This window comes from Actinoplanes octamycinicus, from assembly GCF_014205225.1.
Classification (GTDB): Bacteria; Actinomycetota; Actinomycetes; order Mycobacteriales; family Micromonosporaceae; genus Actinoplanes; species Actinoplanes octamycinicus.
In genome coordinates this window covers 8,714,053-8,733,870 of sequence record NZ_JACHNB010000001.1, presented here as the reverse complement: position 1 = coordinate 8,733,870, position 19,818 = coordinate 8,714,053, and the positions used below count along the sequence as shown (strand labels likewise).

The window sequence follows — 19,818 nt, the reverse complement described above, 5'->3', positions numbered from 1 at the left end:
CCCGATCGACGGACTTCGTGACGTTTTGCCGACGGCCGTGGAGGGGAACCGCGTCTACGGTGGAGTACCCGGCTCGCAGGAGGACGCATGTCCGCTCGGATCGCCGCAGTCCTGGTGTTGCTGCTGCTCGTCGGCTGCGGCGCGCTGCCTCCCGCCGACGACGACCCGGTCACCACGAGGGCCACCCCGCGCGCCACCACCTCCGAGGAGCTGGACGGCACCGACACGCCGGAGGAGTTCGCCCGGGACATCACGTCGGCCCAGCAGGTCGCCGAGGAGTACTGGGCGCAGGTGTTCGACCGGGCCGGCAACCAGTTCTCGCCGGTGCGCCAGCTGATCCCGTACGAGCAGGAGGGCGAGGTGGCCTGCGGCGGTGACCCGCTGCCGCTGAACAACGCCGCCTACTGCTCCCGCGGCGACTTCATCGCGTACGACGTGAACTGGGCCTTCGGGGTCTTCCGGCAGATCGGCGACGCGTTCCTGTACTACCTGCTCGGGCACGAGTACGCGCACGGCATCCAGGCGCGGCTCGGCATCCAGAAGGAGTTCACCATCCAGCAGGAGCTGCAGGCCGACTGCATGGCCGGCGCCTTCATCGGCGACCAGGCCCGCAACCGGCAGCTGCGGCTGGACAAGGGCGACACCGACGAGCTGGCCCAGGGCCTGGAGTCGGTCGGTGACGCGCCCGGCCAGCCGTGGTTCGCCGAGGGGTCGCACGGCTCGCCGCAGATGCGGATCAACGCGTTCGCCAACGGGTACCGGGACTCGCTGAAGTCCTGTGACCTGTGAGACATCGGGTCGGCGCGGGCCGGGGCGGCGACGCAGAATGGGCGTTCGGCCGACGTTGACCCGGGGAGATCCAGCTGAGCGCGACACCACCCGCCGCGGTGCTCTTCGACATGGACGGCACGCTGGTCGACAGCGAGAAACTCTGGGGCGTCGCGCTGGAGGACCTCGCCGTCCTGGCCGGCGGGCAGCTGTCCACCCGGGCCCGGCTGGCCATGGTCGGCACCAGCATGCCGGTCAGCATGGCGATCTTCCGGGCGGACCTGGACCAGCCCGACCGGCCCTACCAGGCCGACGTCGACTGGCTCACCGACCGGGTCGCCGAGCTGTTCGCCGACGGCCTGACCTGGCGTCCCGGCGCCCGTGAGCTGCTGCACGAGGTGCGCGCGGCCGGCGTGCCGACCGCGCTGGTCACCTCCACCGAGCGGCGGCTCGCCGAGGTCGCGCTGAAAACGCTCGGCGCGGAGAATTTCGACGTCCTCGTCTGCGGCGACGAGGTGGCTCGGCCGAAACCCGACCCGGAGCCCTATCTGACCGCGGCCGGGCTGCTCGGCGTGCCGATCGGCGGGTGCGTGGCGATCGAGGACTCGCCCAGTGGGGTGGCGAGCGCGGTGGCGGCGGGGGCGGTGGTGCTCGCGGTGCCGTCTGACGTCACTCTGCCGTCAACTGACGGCATCCACCTGCGGTCTTCTCTGGCTGGGGTTGATCTGGGCTTTCTGGCCGCTTTGGGAGTTTTCGGTACGGCGTGAGCCGCTCCCTTCCGGCGTCGGCCTGACGGCGTCGTCCCGCCTCGGGCCTGCGGCGCGTTCCCTCGTAAATCCGCAGCCTGTCGTGTCACGACGCTGGCGCTGCCGTGCCATGGCCTACCTTCTCTGGGCCACCTTCTTCTGCTCCGGGGCCTGGTTGGCCGGTGTGCTCTTGCTCCGATGCGCTGCGGGAACGGGACTCTTCCCCTTCGGGTTCTTCGGGTGACGGCGACATGACATCACTCTGGGGTTGCGTGACGTCATTCTTGACGTCATAGTGGAGGCATGGACCTGACGCCGTACCTCGAAGGGTTGCGCTCCGATCTCGCGGCCCTGGCCGCGCCGGGCGGTCCGGAGACCGCCCGCGCCGCGGAGCTGCTGAGCACCTCACTGGAACCGTCCGCGCGGCTGGCGCTGCTCGAAGCGTTGTCCGACGCCGCCGCGGAGATCACCACCCGGCTCCATGACGCCACCGTCGAGGTGCGGTTGCGGGGGCGGGACGCTGAGCTGGTGGTCAACCAGTTCGCCGCCGCGGAGCCGCCGGTGGAGGCGCCGGCGCCGGTCGCCGCGGTGGACGGGGGAGACCTGGCCCGGCTGACGTTGCGGATGCCGGAAGGGTTGAAGGCGCAGGTCGAGCAGACCGCCGCGGTGGAGGGCATCTCGGTGAACGCCTGGCTGGTGCGCGCCGTCGCGACGGCGATCACTCCGCGCCCGGTCGGTCCACCGCCGTCATTCGGCGGCGCCGTGTCCGCGAAGCGCGTCACGGGCTATTTCCAGGCCTGATCGGCTGCCGCGCGGCCCCCGTTGCCGCTTCCGTTTGCTTCCGGTTCCCGCACTTCCCCTTCCGCGCCGCTGCGAGCCCTGCCGCTACTCCATCCACCTGCCGGTTCCCGCTTCACGCCGTCGATGGTTCGGCTTTCACCCGATTTACCTGCCGGTTCCGTCTCGCGCCGCCTCCGATTCCGCGCGTCCCACTTCACCGGCCTGCTGGTTTCCGTTCCGCGTGCGCGTTTCCGTGGCGTCCGTTTCTGCTGGTGTTTCTGCCTCCAGCGGCGTGGCCGGTTCCGGACATTTCCGATCCGGCGCGCTTGTCGTCGCTCCGTTGTCGTTGTTTTGGAGGAAAGTCATGATTTACGAGTTCGAACATGGCCACCCGGTCACCGTCGCGCTGCGGGCCATGGCGGGCAGCGTGGAGATCGACGCCGGGCACAACGAGACGATCCGGGTCGAGGTGGTCCCGTTCGCCGACAGTCCGGCCGCCCAGCAGGCCGCCGAGAACACCCGGGTCGTCCTGGACGGCGACACCCTGCTGGTCACCGCCCCGCACGGGGAGCGCTGGCGCTGGCGCCGCACCCCGGCCCTGCGGATCACCGTCCAGGTCCCGGCCGGCAGCACCCTGACCGGGGAGAGCGCCGCCGCCGACGTGCGGGCCACCGGCGGTTACCGCGACGTGCAGCTGCGGCTGGCCTCCGCCGACGGCCACATCGCCGACCTCTCCGGCGACCTGCGGATGAACGGCGCGAGCGGCAACCTGTCCGTCGGCCGGGTCGGCGGCTCCGCCTCGTTGAAGACCGCCTCCGGCCGGATCAGCATCGGTGACGTCACCGGTGACGTCACCGCCAGTACGGCGAGCGGCGACATCGAGCTGGCCTCGGCCGGCGGCTCGCTGACCGCCGGCACCGCCAGTGGCAGCATCGCGGTCGGTTCGCTGAGCCAGGGCAAGGCCCGGATCCGCACCGCCTCCGGCGACATCACGGTCGGCGTGGCCCCGGGCACCGGCGTCTGGCTGGACCTGAACACCGTGGGCGGCCACACCACCACCGACCTGGCCTCCTCGGGCGCACCCACCCCACCCGCCGGCGGCCCCGGCCTCGACCTCAAGGTCCGCAGCGCCAGCGGCAACATCCGCATCCACCGAGCCACCGACCGAATCGCCGCCTGATGTCCCCGATCCCCGCCGCCCGCCACCTCTTCCCGTCCCTGTCCCGCCCGTTCGGCGCCTTCCCCGCGCCTGGCCGTCCCCAGGCCCGCCCACCGCCGCCGTATCCGGCATGCCTTTGCCGTCCCGGTCCCCGCTCGTTCCGCGCCTTCCCCGCGTCCGCCCGTCCCCGCCCCGCCTGCCGCCGCTGTATCCGGCACGCTTTTGCCGTCCCTGTCCCGGCCGTTCGGCGCCTCCCCTCGTCTGTCGTCCCCAGCCGCGCCCACCGCCGCCGTATCCGGCACGCCTCGGCCGTCCCTTTCCCCGCTCGTTCCGCGCCTTCCTCGCGTCCGCCCGTCCCCGCCCCGCCTGCCGCCGCTGTATCCGGCACGCTTTTGCCGTTCCGCCCGTTCGGCGTCTTCCCCTCGTCTGGCCGTCCCCAGCCACACTCGCCGCCGCCCGATGTACTCGGCACGCCCCGCGTGCTGCCTGGCGAGTCCGGCATCCCTGTGCTTCGCTCGGTACCTCCAGCGCCGCTCTTTGTCGGCCGATATGTCCGGCGCTGCTCGTAGGCAGCTCAGTTCCACCAGTGCCGTCCGTGCCGTCCGTGCCGCCTGGTGCGTTCGGGGCAGCCGCATGCCGCCCGCTTCGTTGCCACTGCCACGGGATCCGGTTCGGTTCGCTGGCCGCTGCTCGGGATGGCCCGGTTCGTTGGTCGCTGCCCACCGGAGGCCCGGTACTTCAAGGTCGCCGCCTGGCTTCCGCGGTCTGCCGATCCGTCCGTGAGCCGGGCGCCTTTGAGGTGGCGTGCTCGGGCTGGTCTGCGGCATTGTCTTCGTCCGTGAGCGGGGCGCCTTTTGAGGTGGCGTGCTCGGGCTGGTCGGCGGCGTTGTCGTGGGTGACGTTCGACCGCTTGTGCGGCTGGCTGCTCCGGTGTCAGGTGCCGGGTTTGACCAGGCCGATCTCGTAGGCCAGAACCACCGCCTGGGTGCGGTCTCGGAGGCGGAGCTTGGCCAGCATGTGACCCACGTGGGTTTTGACGGTGGTCTCGCTGACCTGGAGGGCCTCGGCGATCTCGGCGTTGGTGTGGCCGCGGGCTACGTGGAGGAGCACTTCGCGTTCGCGGCCGGTCAGGGCGCGCAGGTCGGCGGTGACGGCGGTGTCGTCCGGGGTGGAGAGCGCCGCGGCGAACCTGGGGAGTGCCCGGGCCAGCACCTGCGGGCTGATCACGGCGCCGCCGGCCGCTACGGCCCGGATCGCGGCGACGAGTTCCTCCGGCGGGGCGTCCTTGCACAGGTAGCCGGTCGCACCCGCGCCGATCATCTCGATCAGCTGCTGGTCGCTGTCGTGCGCGGTGAGGACCAGCACCCGCACCGGCAACCGCGCCGCGACAACCGCCCGGGCCACCTCGGCGCCGTCCATCCTGGGCAGCGCCGCATCCGTGACCAGCACATCGGGCAGCAAGCGCCGCGCCAGGGCGACAGCCTCCCCGCCGTCCCCGGTCTCGCCGGCGATCACCAGCTCGGAGAACCCACCGGTCTCCACCTCCGTCGAGGAGCCGGCCTGCGTTGGGGAGCCGGCGTGCGTCGGAGAGCCGGCCTGTGTCGAGGATCCGGCCTGTGTCGGGGAGCCGGCGTGCGTCGAGGATCCGGCCTGTGTCGAGGATCCGGCCTGTGTCGGGGAGCCGGCGTGCGTCGGGGAGCCGGCCTGTGTCGAGGATCCGGCCTGTGTCGGGGAGCCGGCCTGTGTCGAGGATCCGGCCTGCGTCGGGGAGCCGGCGCGCGTCGAAGAGCCGGCCTGCGTAGAGAAGCTGGCCTGCGTCGGGGAGCCGGCCTCCATCGACGAGCCGGTGACCCCTGAGGCCCCCGTGCGGCCGGGCCTGCCGTGGACGCCGGCCTCACCGAGCACCGCCCGCAGCCCGGCACGCTGCAACGCCGAAGCGTCCGCCAGCAGCAACCGAATCGGTCTCACCACGCCCCGCATCCTCCTCCTCGCAGCGCAGCCCCGGGCCAAGCCCGATTTGTCGGATCCGGCGGACACGGCCGAGAACCGGAAACGGCGAAGGTAGCCGGTGCCCGCGTGGAACCTCGGAAGTGACCATGCGCCGCGACCACGTGCAGCCGGAAAGAAGCTACTGGCAAGACGCGCCCCGCGGAGGAGGAGCGGCGCTCGGCCGGTGCGGTATCGCCGGCGGGCCGGGAGTGGTGGTCGGGCGGTGGGGTGGCGGCGGGCCGGGAGTGGTGGTCGGGCGGTGCGGTGGCGGCGGGCCGGGAGTGGTGGTCGGGCGGTGCGGTGGCGGCGGGCCGGGAGTGGTGGTCGGGCGGTGCGGTGGCGGCGGGCCGGGAGTGGTGGTCGGGCGGTGCGGTGGCGGCGGGCCGGGAGTGGTGGGCGCGCGGTGCGGTGGCGGCGGGCCGGGAGTGGTGGGCGCGCGGTGCGGTGGCGGCGGGCCGGGAGTGGTGGTCGGGCGGTGGGGTGGCGGCGGGCCGGGAGTGGTGGGCGCGCGGTGCGGTGGCGGCGGGTCCGGAGTGGTGAGCGGCCGATGGGGTGGGGGTGGCGGGCCGGGTGTGGGCGTCCGGTGGGGTGCGGGCGGCGGGCCGGGGGTGGGCGGCCGGGGGCGGGAGGTCAGGCAACGGCGTCGCCCGGGTGGGTGGTGAGGCGGTCGGGCTCGGAGTCGGTGGGGAGGCCGGCGGTGGGGGACTCCGGGAACGGGGGTGGGGTGCCGCCGAACTCCGGGCAGAGGGCCTGGTGGTTGCACCAGCCGCAGAGGCGGCTCGGCTTTGGGCGGAAGTCCCGGTCGCGGCGGGCTCGCTCGACGGCCTGGGAGAGGGCCACCAGGGTGCGCTCGAAACGCTCCAGCTCGGCGGCCTCCGGGCTGTAGTCGAGGACCTCGGCGTCCTTCAGGTAGAGCAGGCGCAGCACCCGGGGGACGACGCCCCGGGTGCGCCAGAGGACCAGGGCGTAGAACTTGAGCTGAAACAGGGCGCGGCCCTCGAAGGCCTCGCGCGGGGCGCCGCCGGTCTTGTAGTCGACGACGCGCAGGTCGCCGGCCGGGGAGACGTCGAGGCGGTCGATGTAACCGCGGATCAGCAGCTCGTCGTCGATCATCGTGGAGATCAGGGTCTCCCGCTCGGCGGGCTCCAGGCGCTGCGGGTCCTCCACCGCGAAATAGCCGGTGAGTAGGTCGCGGGCGCTGCCCAGGAACGCGGCCAGCCGGGCCGCCTCGGCGGCGCCGGCCGGGGCGTCGATCAGAGCGATCTGGCCCATCGCGTCGGCCTCCGCGGCCACCGCCGCCGGATCCCGGACGAACTCAGTGGCGTGTCCCACACCCGTGGCGCCCGGCGACCCGGCACCGGGCACCGCCGCGTCCGAGCCGTCGCTGGGTGGCGTGGGGGTGGAGGGCGTCACGGCAGGGGTCGCGCTGGAGGCGTCGCTGGGTGGCGTGGCGGTGGAAGGCGTCACGGCAGAGGTCGCGCTGGGCAGCGTTGCGCCGGGGACCGCGGTGGACGGTGCTGCGGCAGGGGTGGCGTCGCTGGGTGGGGCGGCGGAAGGCGCGTCGGCCGGGAGCGGGACGGAAGCCGCCGCGGCGGAAGCGGGAATTGCCCCGGGGAGCGAGGTGGGTGCTGAATGCGTACCGGAAAGGGTGGAGCTGGGGGCGAGCGGACCGGAAGTGACGGGGGAGCGCGGCCCGGAGTCGGCGGCGAACAGGGTGGCCAGCTCGGGCTCGTGGCTGACCAGGCGCTCCCACTCCGGGGTGACCAGGGCGGCGGCCGCCTCCGGGGTGCGCTCGGCGGCGGGCAGGTCGAACAGGCGCTCCAGGACCGCGTGCACCAGGGTGCCGCGGACCTGGTCGGCGGAGGGCTGCTCGGGCAGCTTGTCGATGGTGCGGAAGCGGAACAGCAGCGGGCAGGTCTTGAAGTCGGCCGCGCGCGACGGTGACAGCGACGGCCCGGTCGGCCGGTCGGCCAGGCCCGGACGCCCGGCGGACGTCGCGGGCGAGGCCGGACCGCCGGGGCGGGGCTGTGGGGGAGGGAGCGCCGTCTGTGCCGTCATGCCAGCCAGGCTAGGGCAGGGGTACGACGAATTCCGCGCGACACCGCCTGCCGTGTGGATCACGACGCGCCGCGTGGGGGTGGGGTGCGGCGCGGGACACCACCTGCCGTGTGGATCACGACGGGCCGCGTGGGGGTGCGGTGTGCTGCGGGACACCGCCTGCCGAGTGGATCACGACGGGCCGCGTGGGGTGCGGCGCGGACATCGCTTGCTGTGGATCACGACGGCTGCTCGAGATCCGCAAGGAATCCGGTTGGTCCGTAGCATCAAGCGAATGGAGGAGCGCGCGACCCGCAATCCGCCGGTCCCGCCCGGTGGCCGGCCGGTGGCCCAGGTGCTGGGCATCCCGGTGCATGCGAACGCCTCGATGGCGCTGCTGGCGATCCTGGTCACCGTCGTCTACGCCAACTACGCGCGCGCCGAGCTGGGCCTGGAGCAGCCGTGGGCCTATCTGGTCGGGCTCGGTTTCGTGGCCTGCCTGCTCGGCTCGGTGCTGCTGCACGAGCTGGGGCACGCGCTGACCGCCCGGCGCAACGGGATCGGTGTGCGCCGGATCACGCTGGAGCTGCTCAGCGGCTGGACCGAGATGGATCGGGAGGCGCCCACCCCGCGGGTCGACGCGCTGGTCTCGCTGGCCGGGCCGGCCGTCTCGCTGGTGCTCGGCGCGGTGGCGACCGGCGCCGCGTTCGCCCTGCCGGAGGACACCGTGCCCGGGCAGATCGCCTTCCAGCTGGCGGTCAGCAACGTGCTCGTGGCGGTCTTCAACGTGCTGCCCGGCCTGCCGCTGGACGGTGGCCGGGCGCTGCGCGCGGCGATGTGGGCGCTGCTCAAGGACCGGAACCGGGCGACCGTGGTGGCCGGTTACGCCGGGCGGGCGCTGGCCTTCGGGACCGCGGTGACGGTGCTGGTGCTGTTCCAGTTCGGCCTGCTCACCGTCTTCGGGATGCTCTTCGTGTTGCTCGTCACGATGACCCTGTGGCACGGCGCCGGCCAGTCGATCCGGCTGGGCCGGATGACCGGCCGGTTCCCGCTGATCGACCTGGGCCTGCTGGCCCGGCCGCTGCTGTCGGTGCCGGCCGGCACTCCGCTCGGCGAGGCGCAGCGGCGCCGGTCCGAGGATCCGCGGCCGGACGTGGTGCTCGGTGTCACCGACTCGGCGGGTAGCCTCACCGCTCTGGTCGATCCGGTCGCCGCCGAGCGGGTGCCGGTCGACCGGCGGCCCTGGGTGAGCGTGGAGAGCGTCTCCCGGTCCCGTGACGCGCTGACCAGCCTGCCGGTGGGACTCACCGGGGAGCAGGTGGTCCGGGCGTTGCAGGCCCACCCGGGTGCGCAGTACCTGGTGACGGCAGGCGAGGATGTGATCGGCGTCCTGCGGGTCGCCGACGTCGCGGCCGTCCTCGAACCGCGGCGGGCGCAACGGACCTGAGCGACCTTGAACTGAGAGAAGAGTTAGTGACCACGACCCCCGCCGCCGCCGTCGACGAGCAGGTGCCGGCCCATCGCGGCCCGTTCCGTTCCGGTGATCGCGTCCAGCTCACCGACCCGAAGGGGCGGATGCACACGATCGTGCTGGAGCCCGGCAAGGCGTTCCACACCCACCGCGGCGCGCTGGAGCACGACCAGCTGATCGGCCAGCCGGACGGCTGCGTGATCACCGCCTCCAGCGGCACGCAGTACCTGGCGCTGCGGCCGCTGCTCAGCGACTACGTGCTGTCCATGCCGCGCGGCGCGCAGGTGATCTACCCGAAGGACGCGGCGCAGATCGTCGCGATGGGCGACGTCTTCCCGGGCGCCAAGGTGCTCGAGGCGGGCGCCGGCTCCGGCGCGCTGACCTGCTCGCTGCTGCGTGCCGTCGGCGAGACCGGCGAGGTGCACAGCTACGAGCTGCGGCCGGACTTCGCGGCGATCGCCCGGAAGAACGTGGAGGCGTTCTTCGGCGGCCCGCACCCGGCCTGGCACCTGCACGAGGGTGACGTCGCCGGCAACGACATCGGTGGTTTCGACCGGATCGTGCTGGACATGCTGACTCCGTGGGAGGCGCTCGACATGGTCGAGCGGTCGCTCATCCCGGGCGGCGTGTTCATCGGCTACGTGGCCACCACCCCGCAGCTGTCCGAGCTGGTCGAGGCGCTGCGCGAGCGGGGCGGCTGGACCGAGCCGCGGGCCTGGGAGTCGCTGATCCGCGACTGGCACGCGGACGGCCTGGCGGTCCGCCCGGACCACCGGATGATCGCGCACACCGCGTTCCTGGTGTCGTCGCGCAAGCTGGCGCCCGGGGTGACCGCTCCGGCGCGCCGCCGCAAGCCGAGCAAGGGCGCCGAGGCGTACGCGCTGCGCAAGGCCGCCCGGGAGGCGCTGCACGCGGCGCAGGAGGAGCAGGACGCCACCACCGGGGAGTGACCGGGACCGTCGAGTCCGGTAGTTTCCGGTAGGGCGTCGATAGGAGGACAAGGAGTGGGCGCGATGAGTTCTCCGCCGTTCGGCGGCAGCAACGAGATGCCGGCGGTGTTCCCGGACTGGTCGCCCTATCCGGACCTGGACTCGGCGGCCCGCGCCTACCTGCGGGACCCCGAGGTCGCCCTGGAGGCGCTGTTCGGCGTGCTCCGCGGCGCCTCGGTGCTCTGTTTCACCCTGGAGCGTTTCGTCAACGAGGTGAACGGCGTCTGGCAGGAGGTCGTCGTCTGCGACGGCAGCCGCCTGGTGCTCTGGCACGGCGAGGACGTGGCCCCGGGCGACGGCCCGGCCGGCTCGATGACCTCGTCGCTGCGGGTGGTGCCGCTCTCCACGATCACCGAGGTGGGCTGCCGGCGGCGGCTCACCCGGACCTCCAGCGGGCAGGCCCGGGTCGACAGCATCGACGTCTACCTGCTGCTCAGCTCGGTGGACGACGCGGTGCCGCCGCCCGGGCTGGCCGAGGAGGAGGGCCGGGCGCCGCTGCGCCACGACGCGCTGCGGTTCGGCAAGACCCTCGACGACGGCGGACCCGGGCAGATCGCCCGCCTGGAGGAGTTCTCCCGGGTCGTCGCGTCGCTGGTCGGCCGGCCGACGCTCTGAGGCGCTGCGTTTCTGAGCCTAGGCGGCTTCGGGTCCCGCGACCTCCACGTCGTCCGCGCTGCGGACGACGTGGATGCAGTCGCCCGGGCACTCCTTCGCCGAGTCGATGACTTCGAGGACCAAATTTTTCGGTACGAAGGTGCGTATGCCCGGATTTTGGAGCAACTCGCCCGAATCGTTCTTCACGTACGCGAGTCCGTCGATGTCCAGTTCGAAGACTTCCGGAGCGTATTGGACGCAGAGTCCGTCACCGGTGCACAAGTCCTGATCGATCCAGACCTGCAGCTCATCAGTGTCTGCTGACACTCCTACCTCCCACAACTGGTTGGGCCCGACGGTACCCGAACCCTGACCGACCGGCTCATCGGCGGCGGCACCAATCGATCAAGAGTCAGTGACGAGGGTGTTGCATGGGATGAAAACTGCTCCGCAACAGCTAGTGTTGGTTCAAGACGTTCGAGCCCCCCGGGGAGGTGGGACGTGGCACGTAGCGACGAAGCGGACTCCCGCGCCGCACGATGGGAGAAAGAGGCCAACGATCTCTCCAGCCAGGTCGCGTTCCTGCAAGAGGAACTCGCTCTGGTTCGGCGGAAGTTGACCGAGAGCCCCCGACACGTCCGGCAGCTTGAGGAACGGCTCGCGGCAACGCAGGCGCAGCTGGCCCGAGTGACCGAGAACAACGAACGGCTCGTGGCGACCCTGAAGGAAGCCCGAGCCCAGATCGTCACTCTCAAGGAAGAGATTGACCGGCTCGCCCAGCCGCCCAGCGGCTACGGCGTTTTCCTGTCGGCCCACGAGGACGGCACGGTGGATGTCTTCACCGGCGGCCGCAAGCTGCGGGTGGCGGTCTCGCCGTCACTGGCCGTCGACGAGCTCAAGCGGGGCCAGGAGGTCCTGCTCAACGACGCGCTGAACGTGGTGGACGCGTTCGGCTACGAGCGCACCGGCGAGGTCGTCCTGCTCAAGGAGGTCCTCGACAACCCGGCCGGCGGTCCCGCCGACCGAGCTCTGGTGGTCTCGCACGCCGACGAGGAGCGGATCGTCTTCCTGGCCGATTCGCTGGAGATCACCAAGCTGCGCGCCGGTGACTCGCTCATGATCGAGCCCCGCTCGGCGTACGCGTACGAGCGGATCCCGAAGAGCGAGGTCGAGGAGCTCGTCCTGGAGGAGGTCCCCGACGTCGACTACACCGACATCGGCGGCCTGCACTCGCAGATCGAGCAGATCCGCGACGCGGTGGAGCTGCCCTTCCTGCACGCCGACCTGTTCCGGGAGCACCAGCTGCGCCCGCCGAAGGGCATCCTGCTCTACGGCCCGCCCGGCTGTGGCAAGACCCTGATCGCCAAGGCGGTGGCCAACTCGCTGGCCAAGAAGATCGCCGAGCGCCGGGGCGAGGAGAAGCACACCAGCTACTTCCTCAACATCAAGGGCCCGGAGCTGCTGAACAAGTACGTGGGTGAGACCGAGCGGCACATCCGCCTGGTCTTCCAGCGGGCCCGGGAGAAGGCCGGCGAGGGCACCCCGGTGATCGTGTTCTTCGACGAGATGGACTCGATCTTCCGGACCCGTGGCTCCGGTGTCTCCTCCGACGTGGAGAACACCATCGTTCCCCAGCTGCTCAGCGAGATCGACGGCGTCGAGGGCCTGGAGAACGTGATCGTCATCGGCGCGTCGAACCGGGAAGACATGATCGACCCGGCGATCCTGCGCCCCGGCCGTCTCGACGTGAAGATCAAGATCGAGCGTCCGGACGCCGAGGCGGCGAAGGACATCTTCGCCAAGTACATCCTCTCCGACCTGCCGCTCTCCGAGGACGACCTCGGCGAGCACGACGGGAACCGGGACGCCACGGTCGCCGCGATGATCGAGGCGGTCGTGCTCCGGATGTACACGGAGTCCGAGGAGAACCGCTTCCTCGAGGTCACCTACGCCAACGGTGACAAGGAAGTCCTGTACTTCAAGGACTTCAACTCCGGCGCGATGATCCAGAACATCGTCGACCGCGGCAAGAAGATGGCGATCAAGGAGTTCCTCACCTCCGGGACCAAGGGCCTGCGACTCCAGCACCTGCTGGACAGCTGCGTCGACGAGTTCCGGGAGAACGAGGACCTGCCGAACACCACCAACCCGGACGACTGGGCCCGGATCTCCGGCAAGAAGGGCGAGCGGATCGTGTACATCCGCACGCTCGTCTCCGGCGGCAAGGGCGCCGAGGCCGGCCGGTCGATCGAGACCGCCAGCAACACCGGTCAGTACCTGTAAGGCACCGCAGGCGAGGGTGACGGGGTTTCCCCGTCACCCTCGCGCTCGTTGCACCCGGTGTGATCCGATCCCGTCTGACCTGGCTCGACGCGCTCCGCGGCTACGCCGCCGCGGTGGTCGCCCTGTTCCACCTCAGCCCGCAGGTGATCGGCCTGGACCGGCACATGGCGATCTTCCGGCACTTCGACTTCGGCCGGTACGGCGTCCTGCTCTTCTTCCTGGTCAGCGGATACGTCATCCCGATGTCGCTGGAACGGCACGGCTCGCTGCGCCGGTTCTGGATCGGCCGGGTGTTCCGGATCTACCCGGCCTACCTGCTGGCCATCGGCGCCGGCCTGCTGCTCGCCGCGGTCGGCTGGCAGCGGCTGCACCGCACCCTCCACACCGACACCACCGCCTCGGTGCTCGGGCACGCCACCATGCTGCAGGACCTGCTCGGGCTGCGCGGTGTGGTCCGTCCGTTCTGGACGCTCTCCTACGAGATGACCTTCTACCTGATCGTCGCCGGGTTGTTCGCCTGGCGGTGGCACCGGGCCAGCGCCTGGTGGGCCGGGGGGCTGGCGCTGGTCGTCCTGCTGGCCGGGCGCGGGCTGCCGGACGGGTTGTTCCCGGGTTCGACGGTCACGGCGGTGGTGCTCACCGTCGTACTGGGAAGCAGTCTGATCCTGTATCTGCGCGGCCCGGCGCGGGTCGCCGGAGTCCTCGGCCTGGCGATGATTCTCCTGCCGTTGCTGAACGGGCAGCCGACCCGATGGGCGAGCGCGGGCAGCTCCAGCGGGGCGGTCCTGATGCTCGCGGTGATGTTCGCCGGCACCGTGGTCTACCGCGCCCAGCACCGGCAGATCGGCCGGTGGGCCGCCGTGGCCGCGCTCACCCTGGTCCTGGTCGCCACCGGGATCAACTCGTGGCTGCTCAACGGCACCGACCTGGTCCGCGGCAGCGCCGTCGCGACCGCCGTCGCCGGCAGCTTCGCGGTTGCCTTCCTGCTGCGTCACCGGGCCGTGCCGAGCTTCCTCACCTGGCTCGGCGTGGTCAGCTTCTCGGTGTACCTCTTGCACATGCCGGTGCTCGTGGTGGTCACACGACTACTGCCCGGACGGCCGGTGGCGATCGGCGCGGCCTTCGTCGCGGGCACGCTCGCGGCCGCCTGGATGGCCTACCACCTCGTGGAACGTCCCGGACAGCGGCTCGGCCGGCGGGTCCAGCACTACCTCGACGACCGATTCGGCCCCGACACGCCGGTGATCCCCGCGACCACGGAAGGTGGCACACCGAGTACGGGCAGCTTCGGTATGCAACGTGAGAGCGTCTAGGCTCGATGCATGAGCAGGCGTAGCTTCGTGGCGGACAGGGTGGTCGCATGAGCGTTCGACGGATTATGGGAACCGAGGTCGAGTACGGCATCTCAGTGCCCGGTCAGCCCGGCGCCAACCCGATGGTGACGTCCTCCCAGGTGGTCAACGCCTACGGCGCCCGCCCCGAGCTCAACCGGGGACAGCGCGCCCGATGGGATTACGAGGAGGAGTCCCCGCTGCGCGACGCGCGCGGGTTCACCTACTCCGGCGCCGCCTACGACCCGGCCGAGGCCCTGGCCGACGAGGACCTGGGCCTGGCCAACGTGATACTGACCAACGGCGCCCGGCTCTACGTGGACCACGCGCACCCGGAGTACAGCACTCCCGAGTGCACCAACCCGCTGGACGTGGTCAAGTGGGACAAGGCCGGCGAGCGGGTGATGGCCGAGGCGTCCCGGCGGGCCGCCACCATCCCCGGCGCGCACCGCATCCAGCTGTACAAGAACAACACCGACAACAAGGGCGCGTCCTACGGCTCGCACGAGAACTACCTGATGCGCCGGCAGACCGCCTTCGCCGACATCGTCGCCCACCTCACCCCGTTCTTCGTCACCCGGCAGATCTTCACCGGCGTCGGCCGGGTCGGGCTCGGCCAGGACGGCAGCGGCTCCGGCTTCCAGATCTCCTCGCGCGCCGACTTCTTCGAGGTCGAGGTCGGCCTGGAGACCACGCTGAAACGGCCGATCATCAACACCCGGGACGAGCCGCACGCGGACGCCGACAAGTACCGCCGGCTCCACGTGATCATCGGCGACGCGAACCTGTCCGAGATCGCGTCGTACCTGAAGATGGGCACCACCGCGCTGGTCCTCAACATGATCGAGGAGAAGGTGTTCACCGGCGAGCTGGGCATCGCCGACCCGGTCAGCGAGCTGAAGGCGGTCAGCCACGACCCCACCCTCAAGCACCTGATGCGGCTGCGCGACGGCCGCCGGCTCACCGCCCTCGATCTGCAGTGGGCGTACTTCGAGCGGGCCAAGGCGTTCGTCGACGAGCGGTACGGCACCGATGTCGACGACCAGACCACCGACGTGCTGGACCGCTGGGAGGACGTGCTGGACAAGCTCGGCCGCGACCCGATGCTCTGCTCCGACACCCTGGACTGGGTGGCCAAGCTGCGGCTGCTGGAGGGCTACCGGGAGCGGGAGAGCCTCGGCTGGTCCTCGCCCAAACTCCAGCTGGTCGACCTGCAGTACTCGGACGTCCGCCCGGAGAAGGGCCTCTACCACCGCCTGGTCGCCCGCGGGTCGATGAAGACCCTGCTCGACCCGGACGAGACCCAGCGCGCCATGTACGAGCCGCCGGAGGACACCCGGGCCTACTTCCGCGGCCGCTGCCTCGCGCAGTACGCCTCCGAAGTGGTCGCCGCCAGCTGGGACTCGGTGATCTTCGATGTCGGGCGGGAGTCGCTCGTGCGGGTGCCGATGATGGAGCCGGAGCGCGGCACCAAGAAGCACGTCGGCGCCCTCTTCGACACCTGTGAGAGCGCCAAGGACCTCCTTGAAGTGATCACGAGTCGGTAATAAAACACCCGTTGCGGCAGGGCGTTTCGTCACCGGCGCGAGGTAGGTTTTCCGTACCCGATGTTGCAGGACTTCGGGTGGCTGAGAAGGGGGACATCCATGGCAACCCGAGACACAGGTGGTCAGTCGCAGAGCGGGCGCAGCTCCAGCGACCAGGAGATCGAGGACGTCACCGTTGAGGCCAATCCCGAGGTAGCCGAGCGGCACGCGGAGATCACCGAGGACGTGGACGATCTGCTCGACGAAATCGACTCCGTTCTCGAAGAAAATGCAGAGGAATTTGTCCGCGGATACGTGCAAAAAGGGGGCGAGTAGGGCATAAGCCCCCAAAACGGACATGCCTCGCCCGAATGACGATGTAGACGGACAGCGACGCTGTCGGGATTGCGGGCAATGGAAGCCGCTCAACCTGTTCTGTGCGAACAGTAAGCGGCCGACCGGACATGGAAGCTACTGCAAGGAATGCTTCAACGCCCGCTCGAAAGCCAGCTATGCGAAGCGTCTTCAGGAGAAGACGGGTCGAGAGGTCCAGCAACGTCGGGCTGTGCCGGATGGATATCGTCATTGCCCGGACTGCGGGGAAGCGAAGCCGTTGGCTGAGTTTCCCCGCAGTCGTAACGACACGGGTGGCTACGGCCGTTACTGCAAGCCCTGCCATAACATGCGCGGCAAGGAGACCAGGCAGCGGCTGTATGGCGGATCGCGGGAGTATCACCTGCGCCGCCGCTACGGCATCGGTCAGGCCGAGTTCGACGCGCTGCTGGCGGACCAGGGTGGGGTCTGCGCCATCTGTGGCGCGCCCGACCCGCAACACGTAGATCACGATCATCGCACCGGCCGTGTGCGCGGGATATTGTGCTTCAACTGCAACGGCGGCTTGGGGCAGTTCCGGGACGACCCGGTGTTCCTCGCCAATGCGATCACGTACCTGAAAGGAACCACGTGGCGACGGGTTTTGATCCATCCGGGCGTCTACCGGATATCTTTCTCAACACGGGGACGTCCTCCTTCACGCAGTTCCTGAGCGCGGCGGCTCCCGAGTTGCTGCCGGGCCGGCGGCCGCTGCCACCCGGTCTGAACGGTGGCGACGTCGCCCCGCACGGCACCACGATCGTCGCGATCGCGACCGCCGAGGGTGTCGTGATGGCCGGCGACCGCCGGGCGACCATGGGCAACCTGATCGCCAGCCGGGACATCAAGAAGGTGCACCCCGCCGACTCCTATTCGCTGATCGGCATCGCCGGCACCGCCGGGATCGGCATCGAGCTGATCCGGCTGTTCCAGGTCGAGCTGGAGCACTACGAGAAGACCGAGGGCGCGATGCTCTCGCTCGACGGTAAGGCGAACCGGCTGGCCGCGATGGTCCGCGGCAACCTGGGCGCGGCGATGCAGGGCCTGGCCGTGGTCCCGCTCTTCGCCGGCTTCGACCTGTCGCCGGCCGACCCGGCCCGGGCCGGGCGGATCTTCAGCTTCGACGTGGCCGGCGGCCTCTACGAGGAGACCGGGTACGAGGCGATCGGCTCCGGCTCGCTGTTCGCCAAGGCCGCGCTGAAGAAGAAGTACCGGGAGGGCGTCAGCACCGAGGACGCGATCCGGCTGGCGGTGGAGGCGCTCTACGACGCCGCGGACGACGACACCGCGACCGGTGGACCGGACCTCACCCGCAAGATCTACCCGGTGGTGATGACCGCTACGGCGAACGGCACCACCCGGCTCAGCGACGCTGAGATCACCACGGTGGCCGAGCAGGTCGTCTCCGGACGCATGGAGAACCCGGGCGGTTGATCCGCACGCGCGAGATGAAGGAGTAGCCACCCGTGGCCATGCAGTTCTACGCATCGCCCGAGCAGGTCCAGCGGGACCGCTCGGAGTACGCCCGCAAGGGCATCGCCCGCGGCCGGTCGGCCGTGGTTTTGTCGTACGAAGGCGGCATCCTGCTGGTCGCCGAGAACATCACCACCCTGCGCAAGATCAGCGAGATCTACGACAGGATCGCGTTCGCCGCCGTCGGGCGGTACAACGAGTTCGAGAGCCTGCGCCGGGCCGGCGTGCGGATGGCCGACATGACCGGCCTGACCTACGACCGGCGGGACGTCACGGGGCGCGCGCTGGCGAACGCGTACACCCAGACGCTCGGTGCGATCTTCTCCGAGACGCAGAAGCCGTACGAGGTGGAGATCTGCATCGCGCAGGTCGGCGCCACCCCGGAGCAGGACGAGCTCTACCGGATCATGTATGACGGCTCGGCCCTGGACGAGCCCGGTTTCATGGCGATGGGCGGGCAGGCCGAGGCGATCGCCACCGTGCTGCGCGAGCGGCACGACGTGAACGCCGATCTGTCCACCGCGCTGTCGCTGGCCGCCGAGGCCCTGGGCAGCGTCGGCGGGGAGAACGGGCAGACCCGCACCCTCACCGCGAAGCAGCTCGAGGTCGCGGTGCTGGACCGTCGCCGGGTCGGCCGGACGTTCCGGCGGATCGCCGACGCGGCGCTGACCACGCTGCTCGGGCACGAGTCGGTGCCGGACGCCGATCTGGGCGAGACCGACGCGGCCCCGCCGGCGCCGGCCGACGCCAAGCCGACCGAGTCGGCGGCCTCGGAGGACACCGAGAAGGGGACCGGCAAGGACACCGGGAACTGATCGCCGAAACGGGCGTGGCTTTGCCGCCGCGCCCGTTTCGAAAGGCCGGAAGTGCGGCTAGTGTCTTGTCATGGAACGGCGAATTTTCGGCCTCGAGACCGAGTACGGAGTCACGTGCACCTATCGGGGACAGCGGCGGCTGTCGCCGGACGAGGTGGCCCGCTACCTGTTCCGCCGAGTGGTGTCGTGGGGACGCAGCAGCAACGTCTTCCTCCGTAACGGCGCCCGCCTCTACCTCGATGTCGGTTCCCACCCGGAGTACGCCACCCCCGAATGTGACTCCGTCACCGACCTGGTCGCCCACGACCGGGCCGGCGAGCGGATCCTGGAGGGCCTGCTCGTCGACGCGGAGAAACGTCTGCACGACGAAGGCATCGCGGGGGAGATCTACCTCTTCAAGAACAACACCGATTCCGCCGGCAACTCGTACGGCTGCCACGAGAATTATCTGGTCAGCCGCCACGGTGAGTTCGGCCGCCTGGCCGATGTGCTCATTCCGTTCCTGGTCACCCGTCAGTTGATCTGCGGGGCCGGCAAGGTGCTGCAGACACCGCGCGGCGCGGTTTTCTGCCTCTCGCAGCGCGCCGAGCACATCTGGGAGGGTGTCTCCAGCGCGACCACCCGCAGCCGTCCGATCATCAACACCCGCGACGAGCCGCACGCCGACGCCGAGCGTTACCGGCGCCTGCACGTCATCGTCGGCGACTCGAACATGAACGAGGTCACCACCCTGCTCAAGGTCGGCAGCGCGGACATCGTGCTGCGGATGATCGAGGCCGGCGTGGTGATGCGCGACCTGTCGCTGGAGAACCCGATCCGCGCGATCCGCGAGGTCAGCCACGACGTCACCGGTCGCCGCAAGATCCGCTTGGCGAACAACAAAGAGGTCTCCGCCCTGGAGATCCAGCAGGAGTACCTGGCGAAGGCGACCGAGTTCGTCGAGCGCCGCGGCGGCGACCCGGTCGCCAAGCGGGTCGTCGAGCTGTGGGGGCGGGTGCTGTCCGCGATCGAGAGCGGCGACCTGGACCCGGTCTCCCGTGAGATCGACTGGGTGTCGAAATACAAGCTGATCGAGCGCTACCAGGCCAAGCACGACATTCCGATGTCGCATCCGCGGATCGCCCAGCTGGATCTGGCCTATCACGACGTCCGTCGTGGCCGCGGCCTCTACGCGCTGATGGAGAAGCGCAAGCAGGTCGACCGGATCGCCAACGACCTGCAGATCTTCGAGGCCAAGGAGACGCCGCCGCAGACCACCCGGGCCCGCCTGCGCGGCGAGTTCATCAAGCACGCCCAGGAGAAGCGGCGCGACTTCACCGTGGACTGGGTGCACCTCAAGCTGAACGACCAGGCGCAGCGGACGGTCCTCTGCAAGGACCCGTTCCGCGCCTACGACGAGCGGGTGGAGCGGCTGATCGCCAGCATGTGACGCGAGCGAGCCGCCCTCTCGGGTGCGGCGAGCACGAGAAACGGGCGGTAGTAGGC

18 protein-coding genes and 1 pseudogene are annotated in these 19,818 nt (G+C 70.6%); 15 read left to right on the top strand and 4 right to left on the bottom strand.

What is annotated here, in order from left to right:
• Positions 1 to 87: 87 nt before the first annotated feature.
• From BJY16_RS39560 to BJY16_RS39545, 4 genes are all read left to right on the top strand, one after another.
• A complete protein-coding gene (locus BJY16_RS39560) occupies positions 88 to 789 on the top strand; it encodes a neutral zinc metallopeptidase (RefSeq protein WP_185044643.1) in 702 nt (233 codons plus the stop codon).
• 98 nt (positions 790 to 887) lie between these two features.
• A complete protein-coding gene (locus BJY16_RS39555) occupies positions 888 to 1,535 on the top strand; it encodes an HAD family hydrolase (protein WP_185044642.1) in 648 nt (215 codons plus the stop codon).
• 282 nt (positions 1,536 to 1,817) lie between these two features.
• Positions 1,818 to 2,315: a hypothetical protein gene (locus tag BJY16_RS39550; RefSeq protein WP_185044641.1), complete on the top strand. Its 498-nt coding sequence runs from the start codon at positions 1,818 to 1,820 to the stop codon at positions 2,313 to 2,315.
• Between the two features lie 343 nt (positions 2,316 to 2,658).
• A complete protein-coding gene (locus BJY16_RS39545) occupies positions 2,659 to 3,474 on the top strand; it encodes a DUF4097 family beta strand repeat-containing protein (protein ID WP_185044640.1) in 816 nt (271 codons plus the stop codon).
• A gap of 912 nt (positions 3,475 to 4,386) precedes the next feature.
• Here the strand turns inward: BJY16_RS39545 and BJY16_RS39540 are convergent.
• The 3 genes and pseudogenes from BJY16_RS39540 to BJY16_RS48000 all read right to left on the bottom strand — a co-directional run.
• Positions 4,387 to 4,995, bottom strand: a complete 609-nt coding sequence (locus tag BJY16_RS39540; protein WP_185044639.1) for a LuxR C-terminal-related transcriptional regulator — start codon at positions 4,993 to 4,995, stop codon at positions 4,387 to 4,389.
• 1,077 nt (positions 4,996 to 6,072) lie between these two features.
• The gene (locus BJY16_RS48005; protein WP_425551360.1) at positions 6,073 to 7,047 is read right to left on the bottom strand and encodes a RecB family exonuclease; all 975 of its coding nucleotides are present in this window, start codon (positions 7,045 to 7,047) and stop codon (positions 6,073 to 6,075) included.
• 78 nt (positions 7,048 to 7,125) lie between these two features.
• A pseudogene (locus BJY16_RS48000) lies at positions 7,126 to 7,500 on the bottom strand (RecB family exonuclease); the annotation flags it as partial.
• A 274-nt stretch (positions 7,501 to 7,774) separates the two neighbouring features.
• Here BJY16_RS48000 and BJY16_RS39530 point away from each other — a divergent pair.
• The 3 genes from BJY16_RS39530 to BJY16_RS39520 all read left to right on the top strand — a co-directional run bounded on the left by BJY16_RS39530 (position 7,775) and on the right by BJY16_RS39520 (position 10,554).
• Positions 7,775 to 8,926, top strand: coding sequence for a site-2 protease family protein (locus BJY16_RS39530; protein ID WP_185044637.1), 1,152 nt, complete (start codon positions 7,775 to 7,777; stop codon positions 8,924 to 8,926).
• 26 nt (positions 8,927 to 8,952) lie between these two features.
• Complete coding sequence (locus tag BJY16_RS39525; RefSeq protein WP_185044636.1) at positions 8,953 to 9,900, top strand: tRNA (adenine-N1)-methyltransferase; 948 nt, start codon at positions 8,953 to 8,955, stop codon at positions 9,898 to 9,900.
• A gap of 63 nt (positions 9,901 to 9,963) precedes the next feature.
• On the top strand, positions 9,964 to 10,554 hold the full coding sequence (locus BJY16_RS39520; RefSeq protein WP_185044635.1) for a hypothetical protein: 591 nt from the start codon (positions 9,964 to 9,966) through the stop codon (positions 10,552 to 10,554).
• Between the two features lie 18 nt (positions 10,555 to 10,572).
• Here BJY16_RS39520 and BJY16_RS39515 read toward each other — a convergent pair whose 3' ends face one another.
• On the bottom strand, positions 10,573 to 10,860 hold the full coding sequence (locus BJY16_RS39515; protein ID WP_185044634.1) for a ferredoxin: 288 nt from the start codon (positions 10,858 to 10,860) through the stop codon (positions 10,573 to 10,575).
• Between the two features lie 174 nt (positions 10,861 to 11,034).
• Between BJY16_RS39515 and arc the strand changes: the two genes are divergently transcribed.
• The 8 genes from arc (at position 11,035) to pafA (ending at position 19,762) form a co-directional block, all read left to right on the top strand.
• Entirely contained in the window at positions 11,035 to 12,816 is a 1,782-nt protein-coding gene (gene arc / locus BJY16_RS39510) for a proteasome ATPase (protein ID WP_185044633.1), read from the top strand.
• 59 nt (positions 12,817 to 12,875) lie between these two features.
• Entirely contained in the window at positions 12,876 to 14,129 is a 1,254-nt protein-coding gene (locus BJY16_RS39505; RefSeq protein ID WP_185044632.1) for an acyltransferase family protein, read from the top strand.
• A gap of 47 nt (positions 14,130 to 14,176) precedes the next feature.
• Positions 14,177 to 15,694 (top strand): depupylase/deamidase Dop, encoded by a 1,518-nt coding sequence (gene dop, locus BJY16_RS39500; RefSeq protein WP_345485416.1) that lies wholly within the window; start codon positions 14,177 to 14,179, stop codon positions 15,692 to 15,694.
• A 99-nt stretch (positions 15,695 to 15,793) separates the two neighbouring features.
• On the top strand, positions 15,794 to 16,009 hold the full coding sequence (locus BJY16_RS39495; RefSeq protein ID WP_185044631.1) for a ubiquitin-like protein Pup: 216 nt from the start codon (positions 15,794 to 15,796) through the stop codon (positions 16,007 to 16,009).
• Between the two features lie 229 nt (positions 16,010 to 16,238).
• The gene (locus BJY16_RS47995; protein ID WP_239177852.1) at positions 16,239 to 16,718 is read left to right on the top strand and encodes an endonuclease VII domain-containing protein; all 480 of its coding nucleotides are present in this window, start codon (positions 16,239 to 16,241) and stop codon (positions 16,716 to 16,718) included.
• The gene (prcB, locus tag BJY16_RS39485; RefSeq protein WP_185044629.1) at positions 16,637 to 17,479 is read left to right on the top strand and encodes a proteasome subunit beta; all 843 of its coding nucleotides are present in this window, start codon (positions 16,637 to 16,639) and stop codon (positions 17,477 to 17,479) included. Before BJY16_RS47995 ends, prcB begins: the two co-directional genes overlap by 82 nt.
• Before the next feature lie 32 nt (positions 17,480 to 17,511).
• Complete coding sequence (gene prcA / locus BJY16_RS39480) at positions 17,512 to 18,333, top strand: proteasome subunit alpha (RefSeq protein WP_185044628.1); 822 nt, start codon at positions 17,512 to 17,514, stop codon at positions 18,331 to 18,333.
• 70 nt (positions 18,334 to 18,403) lie between these two features.
• Entirely contained in the window at positions 18,404 to 19,762 is a 1,359-nt protein-coding gene (pafA, locus tag BJY16_RS39475; RefSeq protein WP_185044627.1) for a Pup--protein ligase, read from the top strand.
• Positions 19,763 to 19,818: the final 56 nt, after the last annotated feature.

Excerpts from the sequence above, each read along its gene's own strand:
- BJY16_RS39495 (WP_185044631.1), top strand. The coding sequence starts at position 15,794 with ATGGCAACCCGAGACACAGGTGGTCAGTCGCAGAGCGGGCGCAGCTCC.
- BJY16_RS39550 (WP_185044641.1), top strand. The coding sequence starts at position 1,818 with ATGGACCTGACGCCGTACCTCGAAGGGTTGCGCTCCGATCTCGCGGCC.
- BJY16_RS39530 (WP_185044637.1), top strand. The coding sequence starts at position 7,775 with ATGGAGGAGCGCGCGACCCGCAATCCGCCGGTCCCGCCCGGTGGCCGG.
- dop (WP_345485416.1), top strand. The coding sequence starts at position 14,177 with ATGAGCGTTCGACGGATTATGGGAACCGAGGTCGAGTACGGCATCTCA.
- BJY16_RS39560 (WP_185044643.1), top strand. The coding sequence starts at position 88 with ATGTCCGCTCGGATCGCCGCAGTCCTGGTGTTGCTGCTGCTCGTCGGC.
- BJY16_RS39520 (WP_185044635.1), top strand. The coding sequence starts at position 9,964 with ATGAGTTCTCCGCCGTTCGGCGGCAGCAACGAGATGCCGGCGGTGTTC.
- BJY16_RS39545 (WP_185044640.1), top strand. The coding sequence starts at position 2,659 with ATGATTTACGAGTTCGAACATGGCCACCCGGTCACCGTCGCGCTGCGG.
- pafA (WP_185044627.1), top strand. The coding sequence starts at position 18,404 with ATGGAACGGCGAATTTTCGGCCTCGAGACCGAGTACGGAGTCACGTGC.